Source organism: Paenibacillus sp. FSL H3-0302 (assembly GCF_037982245.1).
Lineage (GTDB): Bacteria > Bacillota > Bacilli > Paenibacillales > Paenibacillaceae > Paenibacillus_AQ > Paenibacillus_AQ odorifer.
Genome location: NZ_CP150284.1, coordinates 3,842,415 through 3,859,395, shown reverse-complemented (window position 1 = coordinate 3,859,395; position 16,981 = coordinate 3,842,415). Strand labels below are relative to the sequence as shown.

The window sequence follows — 16,981 nt, the reverse complement described above, 5'->3', positions numbered from 1 at the left end:
CTCCGGAAGAAATGGTGTACTCCCGATATATTTGTACAGCTAATCACGGCTTTGCGCCATATGCTCAGGAAGAGCTTCGGCGCTTGTTCGGCGCAGTGAAGAGTACGCTGCTGCTGCCGGGAGAAATCTTTCTAGCCACCTTGCAGTCTGAACCCGAGGAAGTATCACGATTGCTCACACAGAATCTGCCCATTTTCCTTCGTCATATACAGCCTGTGCAGTTTCAGGATGAAGGAACCATGGATGCGTTACAGCGTTTGGCTGTGTATTTAAGCCGCCGCAGTGAGCTAGAGGGGGAGAAAGTATCCCTAAATGTTCGTAAAGGGGATCCTTCCTTCTGGCAGGAAAGTCCGGGCGAACTTCGTGAATGGCTGCAGGAGCAATTGCAGAGCTTGGGTGCAGAATTTACAGTACAAGATCCGGCATGGGTCATTTCTGTCTACGCAGACGGGAATGCCTTATATGCAGGAGTGTCCAGACCAGAAGAGAATCTATCCGGCTGGAATGGCGGTGCAATCCGTTTCCGCAAGGAAGACGGACAAATCTCACGTGCTAAGTTCAAGCTGATGGAAGCGGAGAAGGAGTTCGCTATTCCTTTTTACAGCTTCCGTAATGCGCTTGATATCGGTGCCTCTCCAGGGGGCTGGACTTCTTTCTTGCTGGAGCGTGGAATGAAGGTAACAGCGGTTGACCCTGCTTTGATGCATGAATCGCTGCGTAATTACCCGGGTCTGAAGATCCTGCGCAAAAATGCCGGAGAAGTGAAATTCCGCGATAATGAATTTGATCTGCTTGTATGTGATATGAGCTGGAGTCCTAAGCTGATGGCGAAGCTTGTAACCGGGCTGCTGCACAGCCTGTCCCCAGGTGGAACAGCGATTGTGACTGTGAAGTTGATGCATAAGAAACCACTAGCGATGATCAAAGAGATCATTGCAATGTTTGAGGGCGAACGTATGCAGATTCAACGGGCCAAGCAGCTGTTTCATAATCGTGACGAAATAACACTTTATATGATTAAATACTAAGTTAGATCCTAATTTAAAAATCTTAAGGGAAAGCATCCCGTTATTAACGTTATCGTAATCTGCGGTAACAACGTTAATGGCGGAAGCTTTCTCTTTTTTTATGTGAAAAAGGGGGGAGTTCAGGTGAATTTTGCATCGAAGCTTGGGGTAGGGCAGATAATGGACGCCAGATACAGAATTATTGATCAGATTGGAACAGGTGGAATGAGTATTGTCTATCTTGCGGAGGATCTGCGTTTAAAGGGGAAACGCTGGGCTGTAAAAGAAAGTGTAAGCTCAGAAGAACTACCTTCAGACATTGAGGCGGAAGCGGAGATGCTAATGGGTCTGGATCACCCGCGGCTTCCCCGTATTGTTGATTACTATCTTTCGGATCAAGAAGGGTATTCTTATTTAGTTATGGATTATATTGAAGGGATAACTTTAAGTCAGCTGATGAAGGATAATCCCGGATCTTTACCTTGTGAGTTCATCCTACAAATAGCTAAACAGCTTTTAGAAGTTCTGCAATATTTGCATGGTCATCATCCGCCCATTGTTTATCGTGATTTAAAGCCCTCCAATCTTATGTTAACTAAGCAAAAAGAATTGATGTTAATCGACTTCGGAATCGCTCGGAATTTTAGAAAAGGAATCGTTGAAGATACGGTGAAGCTTGGTACAGTAGGATTTGCGGCTCCTGAGCAGTATGGGAATGGGCAGAGTCAGCCGGTTTCTGATTTATATGGTCTTGGTGCGTTACTTTTGTATATGGCTACCGGAGGCTTATGCAGCCACTGGGAGTCTGGAATGGAAAATAAGTTGCGTGATCATGTTCCCGCAGCTTTTATTCCTATAATTAGACGTTTATTACGGCCTCATCCGGAGGAAAGATATCAGGAGGCAACAGCTGTTATTCAAGCGCTGGTTCGTGTGGAGAATGATATGGATGAAGGTAATCCTTTAGCAGTGTCTGTGCCCCTAGCGGTTGATAAACGGAAGGCTAAAGTGATCGCCTTACTTGGAGTAAGGCCGGGACTTGGAACAACACATACTTCATTTGCAATTAGCAGTTATCTGGCACAGATCGGTTCAACAGCTTGGGTTGATCTATCACCGGATTCATCGGTTTATGAGCGCATGCACAATATGGTTGATGTGCAGAGCGCTTCAGTTCCTGATGAGAGCTCTGAGTCTGTATTTTCCTGGAGGAAGGTTCATTACTGGAAGCGACCTCACCATGGGGATGTAGCAGAGCTTATGAGAGGGGCTTATCAATTTGTTGTCTTAGATCTGGGAACGGGTGGATTTGATGGAGCGCTGGAAGAAATCAAGCATAGCGATATTCCCATTCTGATTGCTTCTGGCGCCGATTGGCGATTGGAGGAATCTTTATTATGGATTAAACGGAGTGGGCTGCAGCCTGAACGGGAATGGAGAGTGGGGTTACCACTTGCTGAATACCAATCTGTTGAACTATTGCGAAATTCTTTAGGTATAGATAGAGTTTATAATCTACCGTGTCAGCAAGATCCATTTTTACAAAAAGGGAAGTTGGCAGATGTAATTGCTGAGCTGTTAGGGGACATTAAGGGCGAGCGAAACGTTAGAAAACGCCGTGGTTTTTTCTTAAGATAGACTATTGGGACTAACATTTAATTCAGTGTTCCGCTAAAGTATGATAAAATATATATTTATACGTGATTTGATTTACGCATTATTTAAGTATAGACAGGAGCTTGCGGAGAATTTATGAGTTTACTTACTGTAGAAGACGTTTCCCACAATTTTGGGGATCGGACATTGTTCAAGAACGTGTCTTTCCGGTTGTTACCAGGAGAACATGTGGGAATTGTTGGAGCAAATGGCGTTGGTAAATCGACGCTAATGAACATTTTGACAGGAAAGCTTTTGAAGGATAATGGTAAAGTAGAGTGGACCCCTCGGGTGCGTTACGGTTATTTGGACCAACATACGATTCTTACACCGGGCAAAACGATTCGCGATGTTCTAAAGGACGCTTTTTTGCCACTGCTTGAGTTGGAGCAGGAAATGCTGAAGATCACAGAGCAGATGGGTGATGCTTCGCCTGAGGAACTAGAAGTACTACTGGAGCAGATGGGAGACATTCAGGAACAACTGGATATCGGAGATTTCTATCTGATTGATGTAAAAGTAGAGGAAATGGCCAATGGTTTAGGCCTGTCCGTGATTGGGCTAGATCGTGATGTTGCTTCTCTCAGCGGTGGTCAAAGAACCAAAGTGCTGCTGGCGAAGCTGCTACTGGAGAAACCCAATGTACTATTGCTTGATGAGCCTACCAACTATTTGGATGTTGAGCATATCGATTGGCTGACCAACTATTTGAAACAGTACCCATATGCATTTATATTGATTTCCCATGACACTGAGTTTATGAATAAAGTCGTTAATGTCGTTTATCACTTAGAGTTCGGTAAATTGACCCGTTACACGGCGAACTATGAGAAATTCCTCGATATGGCGGAGATGAACAAAAACCAGCATATCGATGCCTATGAGAAGCAACAAGATTTTATCAAAAAACAAGAGGACTTCATCCAGCGGAATAAAGCGCGTGCTTCAACTTCAGGCCGGGCAAAAAGCCGTGAGAAGCAGCTTGATCGTATGGACCGAATTGATCGGCCTGAAGAAGCTGCTAAGCCGACCTTTAAGTTTAAAGAGAGCCGGGCAAGCGGGAAAACCGTCTTCGAGGGAATTGATTTCGAGATCGGTTATGATCGTCCGCTGCTGCCACAGCTAAATATGGTCATTGAACGTGGAGAGAAGATTGCTATTGTTGGCTGCAATGGTGTGGGTAAATCGACACTGCTGAAGACAATTCTGGGAGTGATCCCAACATACAGCGGCAAAACCTATCTTGGGGATTATCTGAACCCTGCATATTTCCAACAAGAAGTGAAAGCAGCTAGTCTTACACCCATTGAGGATGTCTGGAATGAATTCTCCAGTTTAACTCAGAACGAAGTTCGTGGACATCTGGCACGCTGTGGCCTAAAAAATGAACATATTACACGTCCGCTTAGTATGCTGAGTGGTGGGGAGCAAGCGAAAGTGCGACTTTGTAAGCTTTTGATGCGCGAAAGCAACTGGGTACTGTTCGATGAACCTACCAATCACCTTGACGTTATTGCTAAAGCAGAGTTGAAGCGCGCTTTGCAAGAATATAAAGGCACAGTCCTGCTTGTATCTCATGAACCTGATTTTTATGAAGATTGGGTTACGAAAATTTGGGATGTTGAGCAGTGGTCAGCTGTACAGGTATAGAATAATCATAAATCCGGAGAATAGCAGACATCCTGCTGTTCTCCGCTTTTTGGATATGGGGAGGAGATAATGTATGTTTCATAACGCTGGGCGAGAAGATCGATACTCACGACAGATACGTTTCGCGCCGTTTGGAACTGAAGGACAGCAGGGTATTGCAAAATCAAAAGTGCTTGTAGTTGGTGCGGGTGCGTTAGGTACAGGGATTGCAGAGACATTAGTCCGCTGTGGGGTTGGGCATGTTCTTATCGTTGACCGCGATTATGTAGAGTGGAGTAACCTGCAGCGCCAACAGCTGTATACCGAGATGGATGCGCAGGAGAGAGCTCCAAAAGCCATTGCAGCCCAGAACAGGCTGCAGCAGATTAATTCTGAGGTTGTCATAGAAGCGCATGTTATGGATGTGCGGAAGGAAGAGCTGGAAGGACTCATCTCAGGGGTGGACCTGATTATGGATGGGACTGATAATTTCGATACACGTCTCATCATTAATGATATTGCCCAAAAGAATAATATCCCTTGGATTTATGGAGCATGTGTAGGAAGCTATGGAATTACATATACGATTTTGCCTGGAGAAACGCCATGTCTGCATTGTCTTTTAGGTACAGTCCCACTAGGGGGAGATACCTGTGATACAGCGGGTATTCTCCCACAGGCCGTGCAATTGGTTACTGCAAATGCTACAGCTGAGGCGTTAAAGCTTCTCGGTAACCGTAAGGACCAATTAAGGAATAAACTGCTGACTTTCGATGTATGGCGTAATGAACATCAAGAAATTGGCGTGAAAAGTGCTAAAAAGGAGAATTGTCCTTCTTGTGGGACTCATCCGATCTACCCTTATCTAACAGCCTTAAATACGGAACGAAGTGATGTGCTTTGTGGCAGGGATACCGTACAGATCCGCCCTGCCCGGCCGCAGAAACTTAACTTGCAGGAAACAGCCAGTCGTCTGTCTCGTTTAGGAGACGGTGAGGTAGAGAGCAATCCTTATCTGATTTCCTTTAAGGAAGGTCCTTACCGGATGGTGATCTTCGCAGATGGCCGGGCATTGATCCATGGAACGAAGGATATTGCCGCTGCCCGTACCTTTTATCATCGATATTTTGGATAAAAAGCATAATAAACAAATCCTCAGGCCATTTCATAGGAATGGTCTCTTTGTTTTCCGGGGATTCTATATCTATTAATGGGATGCTGATGCATGTCTGATGGATACGGGGGATCTTCGTGAGTGAGCAAATGATATGGTACATGTCTGCGGGAAACGGAAGAGGAGAGGAAGAACTAGACGCTATTGCGAAAGTGTTTAATGATATCGGTCTGCAAATAACAAAAAGCGAAGATCCCGAAGATCTTCGCTTATCCATTTCTGAAGTAGAACCGGTATTGCTGCTTGCTGATTTAGGCGAGGTGGGAACATGGGAAGGATGGAAAATCATTTCCGCAGTAAGAGATGAGGGAATGATTCTTCCGGTCATGGTGATTTCCGAAGAATTATCTGGTAACGGAGCAGTTGCGGCCTTTTTAGCCGGAGGGAATGATTTCATGACAAAACCACTACATACCGGTGAATTTAAATGTAGAATTCTAAATTTATTAACCCTCACGGGTCGGCGTCGAAATTTAAAACATCTGTTAAAGGTAGATGGTTTAATGCTCGATCCCAGCCGCAGGCTGGTCACCCGTGAAGGGATCGAGCTTAAGATGACGCATAAAGAATTCGATCTTCTATATTATCTCGCTGCGAATCGAGGGATTATATGTTCCCGCGAGGAAATACTCAAACAAGTATGGGGATATCAATTCCATGCAGATACCAATGTTGTAGATGTATACATCAGGCATATCCGCTTAAAAATTGATAAAGGGTACCGGAACAAGTTGATTCATACTGTTCGCGGAACAGGATATGTAATGAGGGTGCCCGAAGGCAGCACCACATCCTGAGACTAATTCTCTTTTATAGAAAAGACTCTACTATAGAGCTGTTGTTTACAGTACGCGGCGAGCCTTTAGATAAGTCTTTTTCCATGTACCAGAATTAAGATCAGAAACCGTAACACCTGGTTTACCGTAAGTGTGCAGAATTTTACCGTTTCCAGCGTAAACAGCTACGTGAGTTACATTTTTACCAGTTGCTCTGCTGCCGCTGGAGAAGAATACAAGATCGCCGACACGAAGGTTAGCTTTGGATACAGCAGTTCCTACTTTTGATTGAGCCGCAGCTGTGCGGGGTAATGATACATTATATTTATTAAAGATATGTTTCATAAAGGAAGAGCAGTCAAAAACCTTAGTAGTAGAAGTAGAGGCTCCGAATTTGTATGGAGTTCCCATAAAGTTTTTTCCGAAATTGACAACGCTTTGTCCTTTGGACACCGTAGCGGCTTCAACTTTAGTTGCACCTACACCAGTTGCCATCATTGTTCCTAAGCCCATTGTAGTAACCATTCCTATAACAATCGCTTTTTTTATCCATTGTTGTTTATTCATGTTGTAAGTACCTCCAAAGTTAGTATATCAATCTGTCTTGCTTGGCTTGTCTTGCTTGCCTGATTCGTAGTATAGCAGGTTATCTATGTCATAAAATTTGGTAGAGCAGCAATAAAGTGAGGCTGGGCCTGGGTTGTAAACGTTTTATTAAAAATTCATTAAAAGTTACAAAAAATTAATAACTTGATATTTTGAGCAATAAAATAAGCCGCAAACCCCTTGATATATAAAGGATTTAACGGCTTTTTAATTTTGAAACAAAAGTTACAAGGATGTTTCTATATCACTATGTATTTAGTCTTTGCTCTGGATAATCAGCAATAATCCACTACGTATTCTAACTGTTCCAGTGGAGGAAATCAGTTTGTTGCTTACACCTAGAGATTGCCCTAGCTTTAAAGTAGCATCATTCAAAGGATATTGAAATCCTTCTAATGTAATCCCTGTTACTTCAGGAGTTAATGGAAGCAAAGATACATAGGTGTAGCCCAAATCTTCAATGACTGTTTGGGATCCGGTAAGTGTCACATAGTTATTAGAATCCATCACGTAGCAATTGATTTGCCGTTGCAGAGCCCTTGTCATCATTTGAATGCTGGCTAAGGAGTGATCAATTCGAGTGCCTGTAACTCCTAATAGTAAAATAGAATCAGGTTGCTGATTCATTGCAATATCGAGTGCCATCTCACTGTCGGTTAAATCCTTGTTCACGGCGTCACAAGTGATTGTTTTTTTACTTTTGGATTGAATATCCTGAAAAGCCTCAGGCGATACAGAATCAAAATCACCTACCGCAATATCGGGTATATATCCATGTGAGATGAGGAATAATGCACCCCGGTCCGCACCGATAATAAAATCTTCTTCATCTAATAGAGCGAAATAATCCGGAGATAGTTCTCCACCGGCAAAAATAACAACTCGTTTGGATGGCATAACATCCATTCCTCCTCTAAAACTCTAGTTGGTTATCCTGTCCCAGTATAATGCAGATCGAAAAGTTGCACAATTGACCAAGACAACGCTAAAATGATAGTGTGCGATTTTTTATGTGCATAAATTCATATTTACTAATGTTTTAACAATTGGGAGGTGAATGAAATCGTAAACGTGCTATTTGTCTGTCTGGGTAATATTTGTCGCTCACCAATGGCGGAGGCCGTTCTGCGCCATAAGATTGATGAACGAGAGCTTTCACATAAGATTCTGGTTGACTCTGCAGGAACTGGAGATTGGCATATAGGTAAGGAACCGCATGAAGGGACTAGACGTATACTTGATCAAAACAAGATTAGCTATGCAAATATGGCAGCGCGTTTGGTCAGAAGCGAGGATTTTCAGAAGTTTGATTATATCGTCTGCATGGACAAGTCTAATGGAGAGAATGTTCGAAAGGTTCTTGGTGGAGAAGAGGCTAAGCTTTTGTTCTTCATGGATTTATTGCCTGAGGAAGAATTGAGAGAAGTACCAGACCCTTATTTTACAGGTAATTTTGAACAGGTATATGATTTGATCAATGCAGGCTGTGACGTGTTGCTAGAAATGGTGATAAGAGAAAAGCTGTAACCCGGTTGGGTTCCAGCCTCTCTGATTAGTATTAAAGTAAATTAAGGAAATTTGCTGGATTAAACTGTAAGCGTAAACACGGCTGAAATCTACATACGTTCTTTAGATGTTCATTTTTTGCTTCTATCAATAAGGCATTATGTGTTTAAAAAATAGAGTAGAGATTCAGGGAGTTCCTTTTGCCAAAAGCCCCAGAGATGACGACCGTCTTTCTCCCGGTAGGATACGGTAGCTCCACGTGCTTCAAGCAATGCTTTTGTTTCTCTGTTCATCTGAACAAAATCATAGGTCCCTGTATCAGTCTGGTAATCTGTTTCCTGCAGTCCAACGACCATATTAATGTTGAGCCAGGAGAGATCTTCTTCTTTAGCCAGCATGGCTTGCGATTCGGGATAGAATGCACCGGATAGGCTGATGATACGTGTGAAGATAGCTGGATAAGCAAGAGCGAGATGGAGGGAGACGCTGCCTCCAAGGGAATCACCGGCTAAGATTCGTTCGTCGGGTGTACGGCGTACGGGATAATTTTTTTCAATGAAGGGAATAATCTCTTCGGAAAAGCAAGATAGGTACTGCTTGAATCGGCTGCCGAACGGAGCGTATTCTTGAGTCCGAACAGCGACGTTAACTTCTACACCAACGATAATGAAGGGCTCGACATCTTCTTCTATAATAAGTTGTCCAGCAAGTGTAGCAATGCGTCCAAAGTTGAAAAATTCTTCTCCGTCTTGGCAGTACACCACGGGGTAACTCAGAACTTCATTGTAGCCTGGGGGCAGATAGATACGTAATTTACGTTCCTCCTGCAGATGTTCACTCCAAAGCGTTTCTTTTACAATTGTGCGTTTCAGAAAAACAGAATCGCTCATCGTTGTCACGTCACCTTTCTTGTCGAATTTTGCAATACACACAGGGTTACGCTAAAATTATTAAATGTGTAACTGTGTTATTAATCATTTACTTGTTGGAAAAGTGTTAAACTGTTATATAAAATTTCCTCACCTGTTATACATACAAAATTTGAAGGAATATAAATTTTATAAGTATTTCTTTGACGAAAGTAACTAAACAGGTGTATAATAATATTATAACAGAGGCAGCTGATATTCAAATTTTTTTATTGAGGTGAAGATAATGAGTAAAGTTCCTTATGAAGTGTATACAGAGGACGTCGAGGCTCTATCGGTACTTTCCCCGGATGGAGAAATTATCAATAAGGATAAGATGCCCGATTTAACCGACGATCAACTGAAAGAAATTATGTATCGTATGGTATTTACCCGTACTTGGGATGATCGTGCAGTAAACCTTGGCCGTCAAGGTCGCCTTGGTTTCTACGCACCGGTATCCGGTCAAGAAGCTACCATGATTGGTAGTGAGTTCGCTTTGGAGAAAGAAGACTTCTTATGCCCAGGCTACCGTGATATTCCGCAGCTAGTATGGCACGGACTTCCATTGTACCAAGCTTTCTTATATTCCCGCGGTCACCAACATGGTGGAGCTATTCCTGACGGGGTTAATGTATTGATGCCACAAATTATCATCGGTGCGCAAATCCTGCACGCTACTGGTATTGCTATGGGCTTCAAATTGAAAAAACAAAAGAATGTTGCAATTACTTACACTGGTGATGGCGGTTCTTCAGAAGGTGACTTCTACGAAGGCTTGAACTTTGCTGGTCGTTTTAAACTGCCTGTAATCTTCTTTGTTCAAAACAACGGTTATGCGATTACGACTCCGTTCGCTAAACAAACGGCTTCCAAATCGATCGCTCACAAAGCGGTTGCAGCTGGTATTCCAGGGATTAAGGTTGACGGTATGGACATCTTTGCAGTAATCAGTGCTGTACGTGATGCTGCAGAACGTGCACGTAACGGCGAAGGTGCTACATTGATCGAAGCTGTAACTTACCGTTTCCGTCCACACTCCCTTTCTGACGATGCAAGTAAATATCGTTCGAAAGAAGAAGAAGGACAATGGAGTGAAAAGGATCCAATCGCCCGTCTTGCCAAGTATTTGGAGAAGAAAGGTCTTTGGACTGAAGAAGATACACTGCGCGTGAAGGATGAAGCGAAAGCTACTGTTAACGAGCAGATCAAAAAAGCTGAACAAACCGAAAAAATGACAATACCTGGCTTGATCGACAGCATGTTCGAAGTAACACCTAAACATCTGGAAGAGCAAAAAGCCGATTTTGAATAAGGGGGATATCAGGCAATGGCACAAATGAATATGAAAGAAGCGATTCGCGACGCGATGCGCGTTGAACTGAATCGTGACCCTAACGTTCTTATCTTCGGAGAGGATGTTGGTAATGTAGGTGGCGTTTTCCGTGTAACTGAAGGTCTGCAAAAGGAATTTGGCGAAGATCGTATTTTTGATACACCACTAGCTGAGTCCGCGATCGGCGGTCTGGCATTTGGTCTTGGTGTACAAGGCTTCCGTCCGATTGCTGAAATTCAATTCGTAGGTTTTATCTTTGAAGCACTGGATCAAATCGTTGTTCAAGCAGCACGTTTGCGCTGGCGTTCTGGCGGTAAATATAACGCTCCAGTAGTATTCCGTACTCCTTTTGGTGGCGGAGTTAAGGCTGCTGAGCTTCACACTGACTCACTCGAAGGTTTGATCGCACAAAGCCCAGGGATTAAAGTTGTAATTCCTTCAAACCCATATGATGCGAAGGGACTTCTAATCGCGTCTATTCGCGACAATGACCCTGTCTTCTTCATGGAGCACTTGAACCTTTATCATGCATTCCGTGCTGAAGTGCCAGAAGGTGAATATACAGTTGAACTTGGTAAAGCGAACGTAGTACGTGAAGGTTCTGACGTTTCGATCATTACTTACGGGCTGATGGTACATACAGCTACCAAAGCAGCCGAGCAACTCGAAAAAGAAGGCGTTAATGTTGAAATTATCGACCTTCGTACTGTAAGTCCAATCGACATCGATACTATTGTAGCGTCTGTGAAGAAGACTAACCGTGCTATCGTGGTGCAAGAAGCACAAAAGAGTGCGGGTGTAGCTGCTGAAGTTATCGCACAAATCAATGAAAAAGCACTACTGCACTTGGAAGCACCTGTGCTTCGTATCGCAGGTCCTGATACTGTGTATCCATTCGCACAAATAGAAGATACATGGCTTCCAAACCCTGCACGTATTATTGCAGGCGTGAAGAAAGTTTTGGAATTCTAAATATTTTTACGAGAAACAGTTGTCATCCATATGGATGACAACGTTGTTTCATCTTATAAAGTTTAAATCATAAGGTTAGTCCCAATTTCACGAGGAGGTTTTCAAAGTGGCAAAGTTTGAATACCGATTTCCTGAACTAGGTGAAGGTCTGCATGAAGGTGAAATCATCAAAATGCATATCAAAGCCGGTGACAAGGTAACGGATGATGATATCGTAATGGAAGTTCAAAATGACAAGGCGGTAGTTGAGGTGCCTTGCCCAGTAAACGGTACTGTATTGGAAGTTCTGACTAAAGACGGTCAAGTATGCCGTGTCGGTGAAGTAGTGGCTATTATCGAAGCAGAAGGTGACGTGCCTGATCAAGAGGGTGCTGCTACTGAAGCTCCTGCTGCTCAAGCGCCAGCTGCTCCAGCATCTAACAAAGTATCGAATTTTGAATATCGCTTCCCTGAGCTGGGTGAAGGTCTGCATGAAGGTGAAATCATCAAAATGCATATCAAAGCCGGTGACAAGGTAACGGATGATGACATCATCATGGAAGTTCAAAATGATAAGGCTGTAGTTGAGGTTCCATGTCCAGTGAATGGTACTGTATTGGAAGTTCTGACTAAAGATGGCCAAGTTTGCCGTGTAGGCGAAGTTGTTGCTATTATCGCTGCTGAAGGCGACATTCCTGAACAAGAAGGTCATGCATCTGCTGAAGCCGACGCAGCAAAAGGAAGTGCAAACACTACTTCTTCCCCTGCAGCAACAAGCCCTGCTGATGCTAAAGAAGGCGGATCTGCAAGTGTAACTCCAGCTCCTGACCGCGATGTATTGGCTACACCAAGCGTTCGCAAATTTGCTCGTGAGCAAAAAGTGGATATTTCCAAAGTGAACGGAACTGGTAAAGGTGGTAAAATCACTCGTGAAGACGTAGAAGCCTTCTTGAAAGGTGGTTCTACACCAGCAGCTCCTGCAGCAGCAGCGTCGTCTGAAGCTCCTAAGGCTGCTAAAACCGAAGCTAAAGCAGCACCTGCAGCAGCTAGCGGTAACGTTAGTCTTGAAGAAGAACGTGTACCATTCAAGGGTATTCGTAAGGCGATCTCCAACGCAATGGTTAAATCGGCTTACACGGCTCCACACGTAACCATCATGGATGAAGTAGATGTTACTGAACTGGTAGCATTCCGTACACGTATGAAACCTATTGCTGAGAAAAAAGGCGTTAAGGTTACTTACCTTCCATTCATCGTTAAGGCACTTGTTGCAGCTTCCCGTCAATTCCCAGCACTCAATGCTATGATTGATGAAGAAGCAGGCGAAATTGTCTACAAGAAATACTACAATATCGGTATCGCTACTGATACACCAAACGGTTTGATCGTTCCAGTTATCAAAGACGCTGACCGTAAGAGCATTTGGATGATTGCTAGCAGCATCACTGACTTGGCCGTTCGTGGCCGTGACGGTAAATTGTCTGCTAACGAAATGAAGGGCAGCACGATCTCCATCAGTAACATCGGTTCTGCTGGCGGTATGTTCTTTACTCCAATCATCAACTTCCCTGAAGTGGCTATCCTCGGAACTGGCCGTATCAGTGAAAAAGCAGTTGTGAAAAATGGTGAAATCGTAGTTGCTCCAGTGATGGCGTTGTCACTCAGCTTTGACCACCGTATTATCGATGGTGCGACTGCTCAAAACTTTATGAACTACATTAAATCGCTGCTCAATAATCCTGAGCTGCTGGTTATGGAGGTATAATTATGGTAGTAGGAGACGCTTCACTAGATATTGATACATTGGTCATTGGTGCAGGTCCTGGTGGGTATGTGGCGGCAATTCGTGCCGCCCAGCTCGGCCAAAAAGTCCTCATCGTGGATAAATCGGAACTCGGCGGTGTATGTTTGAACCGTGGATGTATTCCTTCTAAAGCCTTGATCGCTGCTGCGCATCAATTTGAATCCGCACAGCATGGTGAAGTTTTCGGCGTTACAGCTGAGAATGTTAAAGTGGATTTTGCCAAAACTCAAGAATTCAAGAACAGCGTAGTTAAAAAAATGACTAGCGGTGTGACTAGCTTGATGAAGGGCAACAAAATTGAAGTATTTAACGGCGAGTGCATGTTTATTAGCGACACAGAAGCACGTGTGTTCAATGATCATGAATCTCCACGTTACCGCTTCAAACACTGCATCATTGCTACAGGTTCCCGTCCAATTGAACTTAAACCTTTCCCATTCGGCGGACGTATTCTGTCTTCGACTGAAGCTCTGGAACTTCCAGAAATTCCGAAGAGCATGATCGTAATCGGTGGTGGATACATCGGTGCCGAGCTTGGTCAAATGTACTCTAAATTTGGCACTAAAGTAACAATCATCGAAGGTTTGGATACTGTACTTCCAGGCTTCGATAAAGATATGACTCGTCTTGTTGCGAAAAACATGGCTAAAACTGGCATCGAAATCGTAACTAACGCTAAAGCTGAAAGTGCTGTTCAGAACGACAAAGAAGTAACCGTGAAATACTCTGTTGGTGGCGAGTCCAAAGAAGTTACAGCAGATTACTTGCTTGTTACTGTAGGTCGTCGTCCTAACACTGACGGTGAACTTGGTCTGGATCTGATCGGTCTTGAGCTCGACGAGCGCGGATTGATCAAAGTTGATCACCAAGGACGCACAAGCATTCCTACCATCTTCGCTATCGGCGACGTTGTTCCAGGTCTTGCTTTGGCTCACAAGGCTTCTTACGAAGGTAAAATCGCTGCTGAAGCAATTGCAGGACTTACATCTGTTGTTGACTACAAAGTCATCCCAGCTGTTGTATTTACAGATCCTGAGTGTTCAAGCGTTGGTTTGACTGAAAAAGAAGCAAAAGACAAAGGCTACAAAGTGAAAAGCGGCAAATTCCCATTCGCAGGAAATGGTCGCGCAGTATCTTTGAACAGCCCAGAAGGCTTCATCAAAATTGTTGCTAACTCCGAGAACAATTTGGTACTGGGAGCTCAAATCGTTGGTATCGAAGCTTCTAACTTGATCGCTGAACTTGGTTTGGCAATCGAAATGGGCGCAACGCTTGAAGATATCGCTTTGACTATTCATGCGCATCCAACCCTTGGCGAAATCGTCATGGAAGCTGCTGAATTGGTTGAAGGTCACCCAATTCATGTAATGAAATAATTTTTCTCCAAAAATTGCTCTAGCAGGCAACAGAAAGGCGGACGCAAATGCGTTCCGCCTTTTTTTGTGTTTTCCACTTTTTTGAAAAGAGATATACTGGGAGGAAGAGCAATTACTTAATCTGTATTTTATAAATATAGGGAGGTTCAATGATGAGAGCTGATAAATTAAAGCCTGGAGATGAGCTGCGTATTATCTCTCCTTCCAGAAGTTTGTCATTAATCGATGCTCAGCAAAGAAAAATCGCTAAAGAGCAGCTTGAACGGTTAGGTTTTCGGATATCCATTTCAACAAATTCTTTTGAGACGGATGATTTTGTTTCCTCTTCTATTGATTCGAGAATTGAGGATTTGCACGAAGCCTTTTTAGACCCCAAAGTGAAAGGAATATTAACGACCATTGGGGGCTTCAATAGTAACCAGCTCCTGCGTTATATCGATTATTCAATCATTGCAGAGAATCCAAAGCGTTTATGTGGTTATTCGGATATTACTGCACTAAGTAATGCGATTTATGCTCAAACAGGATTAGTTACATACTCCGGACCGCATTTTTCCACATTTGCGATGCTCCACGATAATGAATATACCATCGAATATTTCCGCAAGCTGATGATGGACAATAAAGAAATTCTAGTGCAGCCTTCCAGGCATTGGAGTGATGATGAGTGGTATCTGGATCAGGAAAACCGGATATTTATTAAAAATGAAGGTCCGTTCATTATCAATGATGGGGAAGCGAAAGGAACGATTATTGGTGGCAATTTATGCACTTTAAATCTTTTGCAGGGAACAGAGTATATGCCAAGTTTAAAAAATTCTATCTTATTCATTGAGGATGATTATGAGTCAGCACCTGCAACCTTTGATCGAGATCTGCAATCCCTAATTCATCAGCCTGAGTTTGAAGAGGTCAAAGGGTTGGTGATCGGCAGGTTCCAAAAAGAATCGCGTATGTCAAAGAAGCTACTGACCACAATTATCCGCTCAAAAGAAGAATTATCCGATATTCCTGTGATTGCAGACGTGGACTTTGGACATACATCGCCGATGATTACCTTTCCTGTGGGTGGACAAGCAAGCCTTCGGGCTTATGGGGCAAGAGTGGAGCTTAGGATAGCGGAGTAGAGATACAATTGCTGAATCAATCCTTTATAATTGAATAGGTAACCCGATTATTAAATATATTTAAAAATTATCTTACCTTCTACAAAAATCGGATTTTTCAGATATAATATATGAGGTGAAATATTACGGAGGTGCAATACTTTGACGAATGAGTTAGAACAAACCTATTTGAATTTTTTACAATATATTTTGGATCATGGTGTGAAAAAAGAAGATCGTACAGGAACTGGTACAATTAGTGTATTTGGTTATCAGATGCGATTTGATTTATCAAAAGGCTTCCCGCTGTTTACAACAAAACGTACACCGTTTCGCTTAATTGCAAGTGAGTTATTGTGGTTTATTAAAGGCGATACCAACATTCGTTATTTATTGAAAAATAATAATCATATTTGGGATGAATGGGCTTTTAAAAGATGGGTTGAATCGGACGAATATGCAGGCCCGGATATGACAGACTTCGGGAATCGTTGTTTAGTTGATGAAGATTTTAATCAATTATATCAAGCAGAGATGAAATCATTCTGTGATCGTGTCTTAGAAGATGATGAGTTTGCTGCGAAATATGGCGAGCTAGGAAACGTTTACGGTAAGCAATGGCGGAATTGGACATCTTCAACTGGCGAATCAATTGACCAATTACAAGACGTTATTCATCAGATCAAAACAAATCCTGATTCTCGGCGTTTAATTGTCAGCGCATGGAACCCGGAAGATGTTATAAATGCTGGGACGAAAGGAAGCAAAGCAGCGTTACCGCCCTGCCACGTTATGTTCCAGTTCTACGTTGCAAATGGTAAACTAAGCTGTCACTTGCTGCAACGCAGTGCGGACTCTTTTCTCGGGGCAAACTTCAATATTCCATCTTACTCCTTACTTACACATTTAATCGCATACGAATGTGGGCTAGAAGTAGGCGAGTTTGTATACAGCATTAGTGATGCGCATATCTATTCAAACCATGTTGAGCAAGTGAAAGAGCAATTATCAAGAGAATTAAGAGCATTGCCTACACTGGTTATTAATTCACAGAAGAAATCAATTTTTGATATTGAACTGGAAGATCTGGTCATTGAGGGGTACAATCCGCATCCTTCGATAAAAGCGCCGATCGCAGTATAACGT

The 16,981-nt window shown here is 43.1% G+C and carries 15 protein-coding genes; 12 read left to right on the top strand and 3 right to left on the bottom strand.

The genetic code is table 11. The annotated features are described in order from the left end of the window. The first annotated feature begins 11 nt into the window (after nucleotides 1-11). From MHH50_RS17080 to MHH50_RS17060, 5 genes are all read left to right on the top strand, one after another. Nucleotides 12-1,028, top strand: a complete 1,017-nt coding sequence (locus MHH50_RS17080) for an SAM-dependent methyltransferase (RefSeq protein ID WP_076184506.1) — start codon at nucleotides 12-14, stop codon at nucleotides 1,026-1,028. 123 nt (nucleotides 1,029-1,151) lie between these two features. After that, a complete protein-coding gene (locus MHH50_RS17075; protein ID WP_340033172.1) occupies nucleotides 1,152-2,645 on the top strand; it encodes a serine/threonine-protein kinase in 1,494 nt (497 codons plus the stop codon). Between the two features lie 114 nt (nucleotides 2,646-2,759). After that, nucleotides 2,760-4,313, top strand: coding sequence for an ABC-F family ATP-binding cassette domain-containing protein (locus MHH50_RS17070; protein WP_036687697.1), 1,554 nt, complete (start codon nucleotides 2,760-2,762; stop codon nucleotides 4,311-4,313). 73 nt (nucleotides 4,314-4,386) lie between these two features. Then, nucleotides 4,387-5,427, top strand: a complete 1,041-nt coding sequence (locus MHH50_RS17065) for a ThiF family adenylyltransferase (RefSeq protein WP_340033171.1) — start codon at nucleotides 4,387-4,389, stop codon at nucleotides 5,425-5,427. 116 nt (nucleotides 5,428-5,543) lie between these two features. Beyond that, nucleotides 5,544-6,263: a response regulator transcription factor gene (locus tag MHH50_RS17060; protein ID WP_076128431.1), complete on the top strand. Its 720-nt coding sequence runs from the start codon at nucleotides 5,544-5,546 to the stop codon at nucleotides 6,261-6,263. Nucleotides 6,264-6,308: 45 nt separating this feature from the next. On the opposite strand, the gene MHH50_RS17055 is transcribed toward MHH50_RS17060, so the two are convergent. Together MHH50_RS17055 and MHH50_RS17050 are read right to left on the bottom strand one after the other, a co-directional pair. Continuing rightward, nucleotides 6,309-6,809, bottom strand: coding sequence for a C40 family peptidase (locus MHH50_RS17055; RefSeq protein WP_076128433.1), 501 nt, complete (start codon nucleotides 6,807-6,809; stop codon nucleotides 6,309-6,311). A 294-nt stretch (nucleotides 6,810-7,103) separates the two neighbouring features. After that, a complete protein-coding gene (locus tag MHH50_RS17050; protein WP_036687693.1) occupies nucleotides 7,104-7,745 on the bottom strand; it encodes a thiamine diphosphokinase in 642 nt (213 codons plus the stop codon). A 165-nt stretch (nucleotides 7,746-7,910) separates the two neighbouring features. On the opposite strand from MHH50_RS17050, the gene MHH50_RS17045 reads away from it, so the two are divergent. Then, complete coding sequence (locus tag MHH50_RS17045; RefSeq protein WP_340034623.1) at nucleotides 7,911-8,375, top strand: low molecular weight protein-tyrosine-phosphatase; 465 nt, start codon at nucleotides 7,911-7,913, stop codon at nucleotides 8,373-8,375. 137 nt (nucleotides 8,376-8,512) lie between these two features. Here the strand turns inward: MHH50_RS17045 and MHH50_RS17040 are convergent, their stop codons facing one another. After that, entirely contained in the window at nucleotides 8,513-9,244 is a 732-nt protein-coding gene (locus tag MHH50_RS17040) for an alpha/beta hydrolase-fold protein (RefSeq protein WP_076184429.1), read from the bottom strand. A gap of 265 nt (nucleotides 9,245-9,509) precedes the next feature. On the opposite strand from MHH50_RS17040, the gene pdhA reads away from it, so the two are divergent. From pdhA to MHH50_RS17010, 6 genes are all read left to right on the top strand, one after another. Continuing rightward, nucleotides 9,510-10,577, top strand: a complete 1,068-nt coding sequence (gene pdhA / locus MHH50_RS17035) for a pyruvate dehydrogenase (acetyl-transferring) E1 component subunit alpha (RefSeq protein ID WP_038571556.1) — start codon at nucleotides 9,510-9,512, stop codon at nucleotides 10,575-10,577. Nucleotides 10,578-10,592: 15 nt separating this feature from the next. Beyond that, entirely contained in the window at nucleotides 10,593-11,570 is a 978-nt protein-coding gene (locus MHH50_RS17030) for an alpha-ketoacid dehydrogenase subunit beta (RefSeq protein WP_038571553.1), read from the top strand. 106 nt (nucleotides 11,571-11,676) lie between these two features. Further along, nucleotides 11,677-13,314 (top strand): 2-oxo acid dehydrogenase subunit E2, encoded by a 1,638-nt coding sequence (locus MHH50_RS17025; RefSeq protein ID WP_340033170.1) that lies wholly within the window; start codon nucleotides 11,677-11,679, stop codon nucleotides 13,312-13,314. A 2-nt stretch (nucleotides 13,315-13,316) separates the two neighbouring features. Beyond that, nucleotides 13,317-14,729 (top strand): dihydrolipoyl dehydrogenase, encoded by a 1,413-nt coding sequence (gene lpdA / locus MHH50_RS17020; RefSeq protein WP_036687684.1) that lies wholly within the window; start codon nucleotides 13,317-13,319, stop codon nucleotides 14,727-14,729. 152 nt (nucleotides 14,730-14,881) lie between these two features. Then, complete coding sequence (locus tag MHH50_RS17015) at nucleotides 14,882-15,856, top strand: S66 peptidase family protein (RefSeq protein ID WP_076279317.1); 975 nt, start codon at nucleotides 14,882-14,884, stop codon at nucleotides 15,854-15,856. 141 nt (nucleotides 15,857-15,997) lie between these two features. Next, nucleotides 15,998-16,978 carry a thymidylate synthase gene (locus MHH50_RS17010; protein WP_340033169.1) on the top strand — a complete coding sequence of 327 codons (981 nt, stop codon included), beginning with the start codon at nucleotides 15,998-16,000 and terminating at the stop codon, nucleotides 16,976-16,978. Nucleotides 16,979-16,981 lie beyond the last annotated feature (3 nt).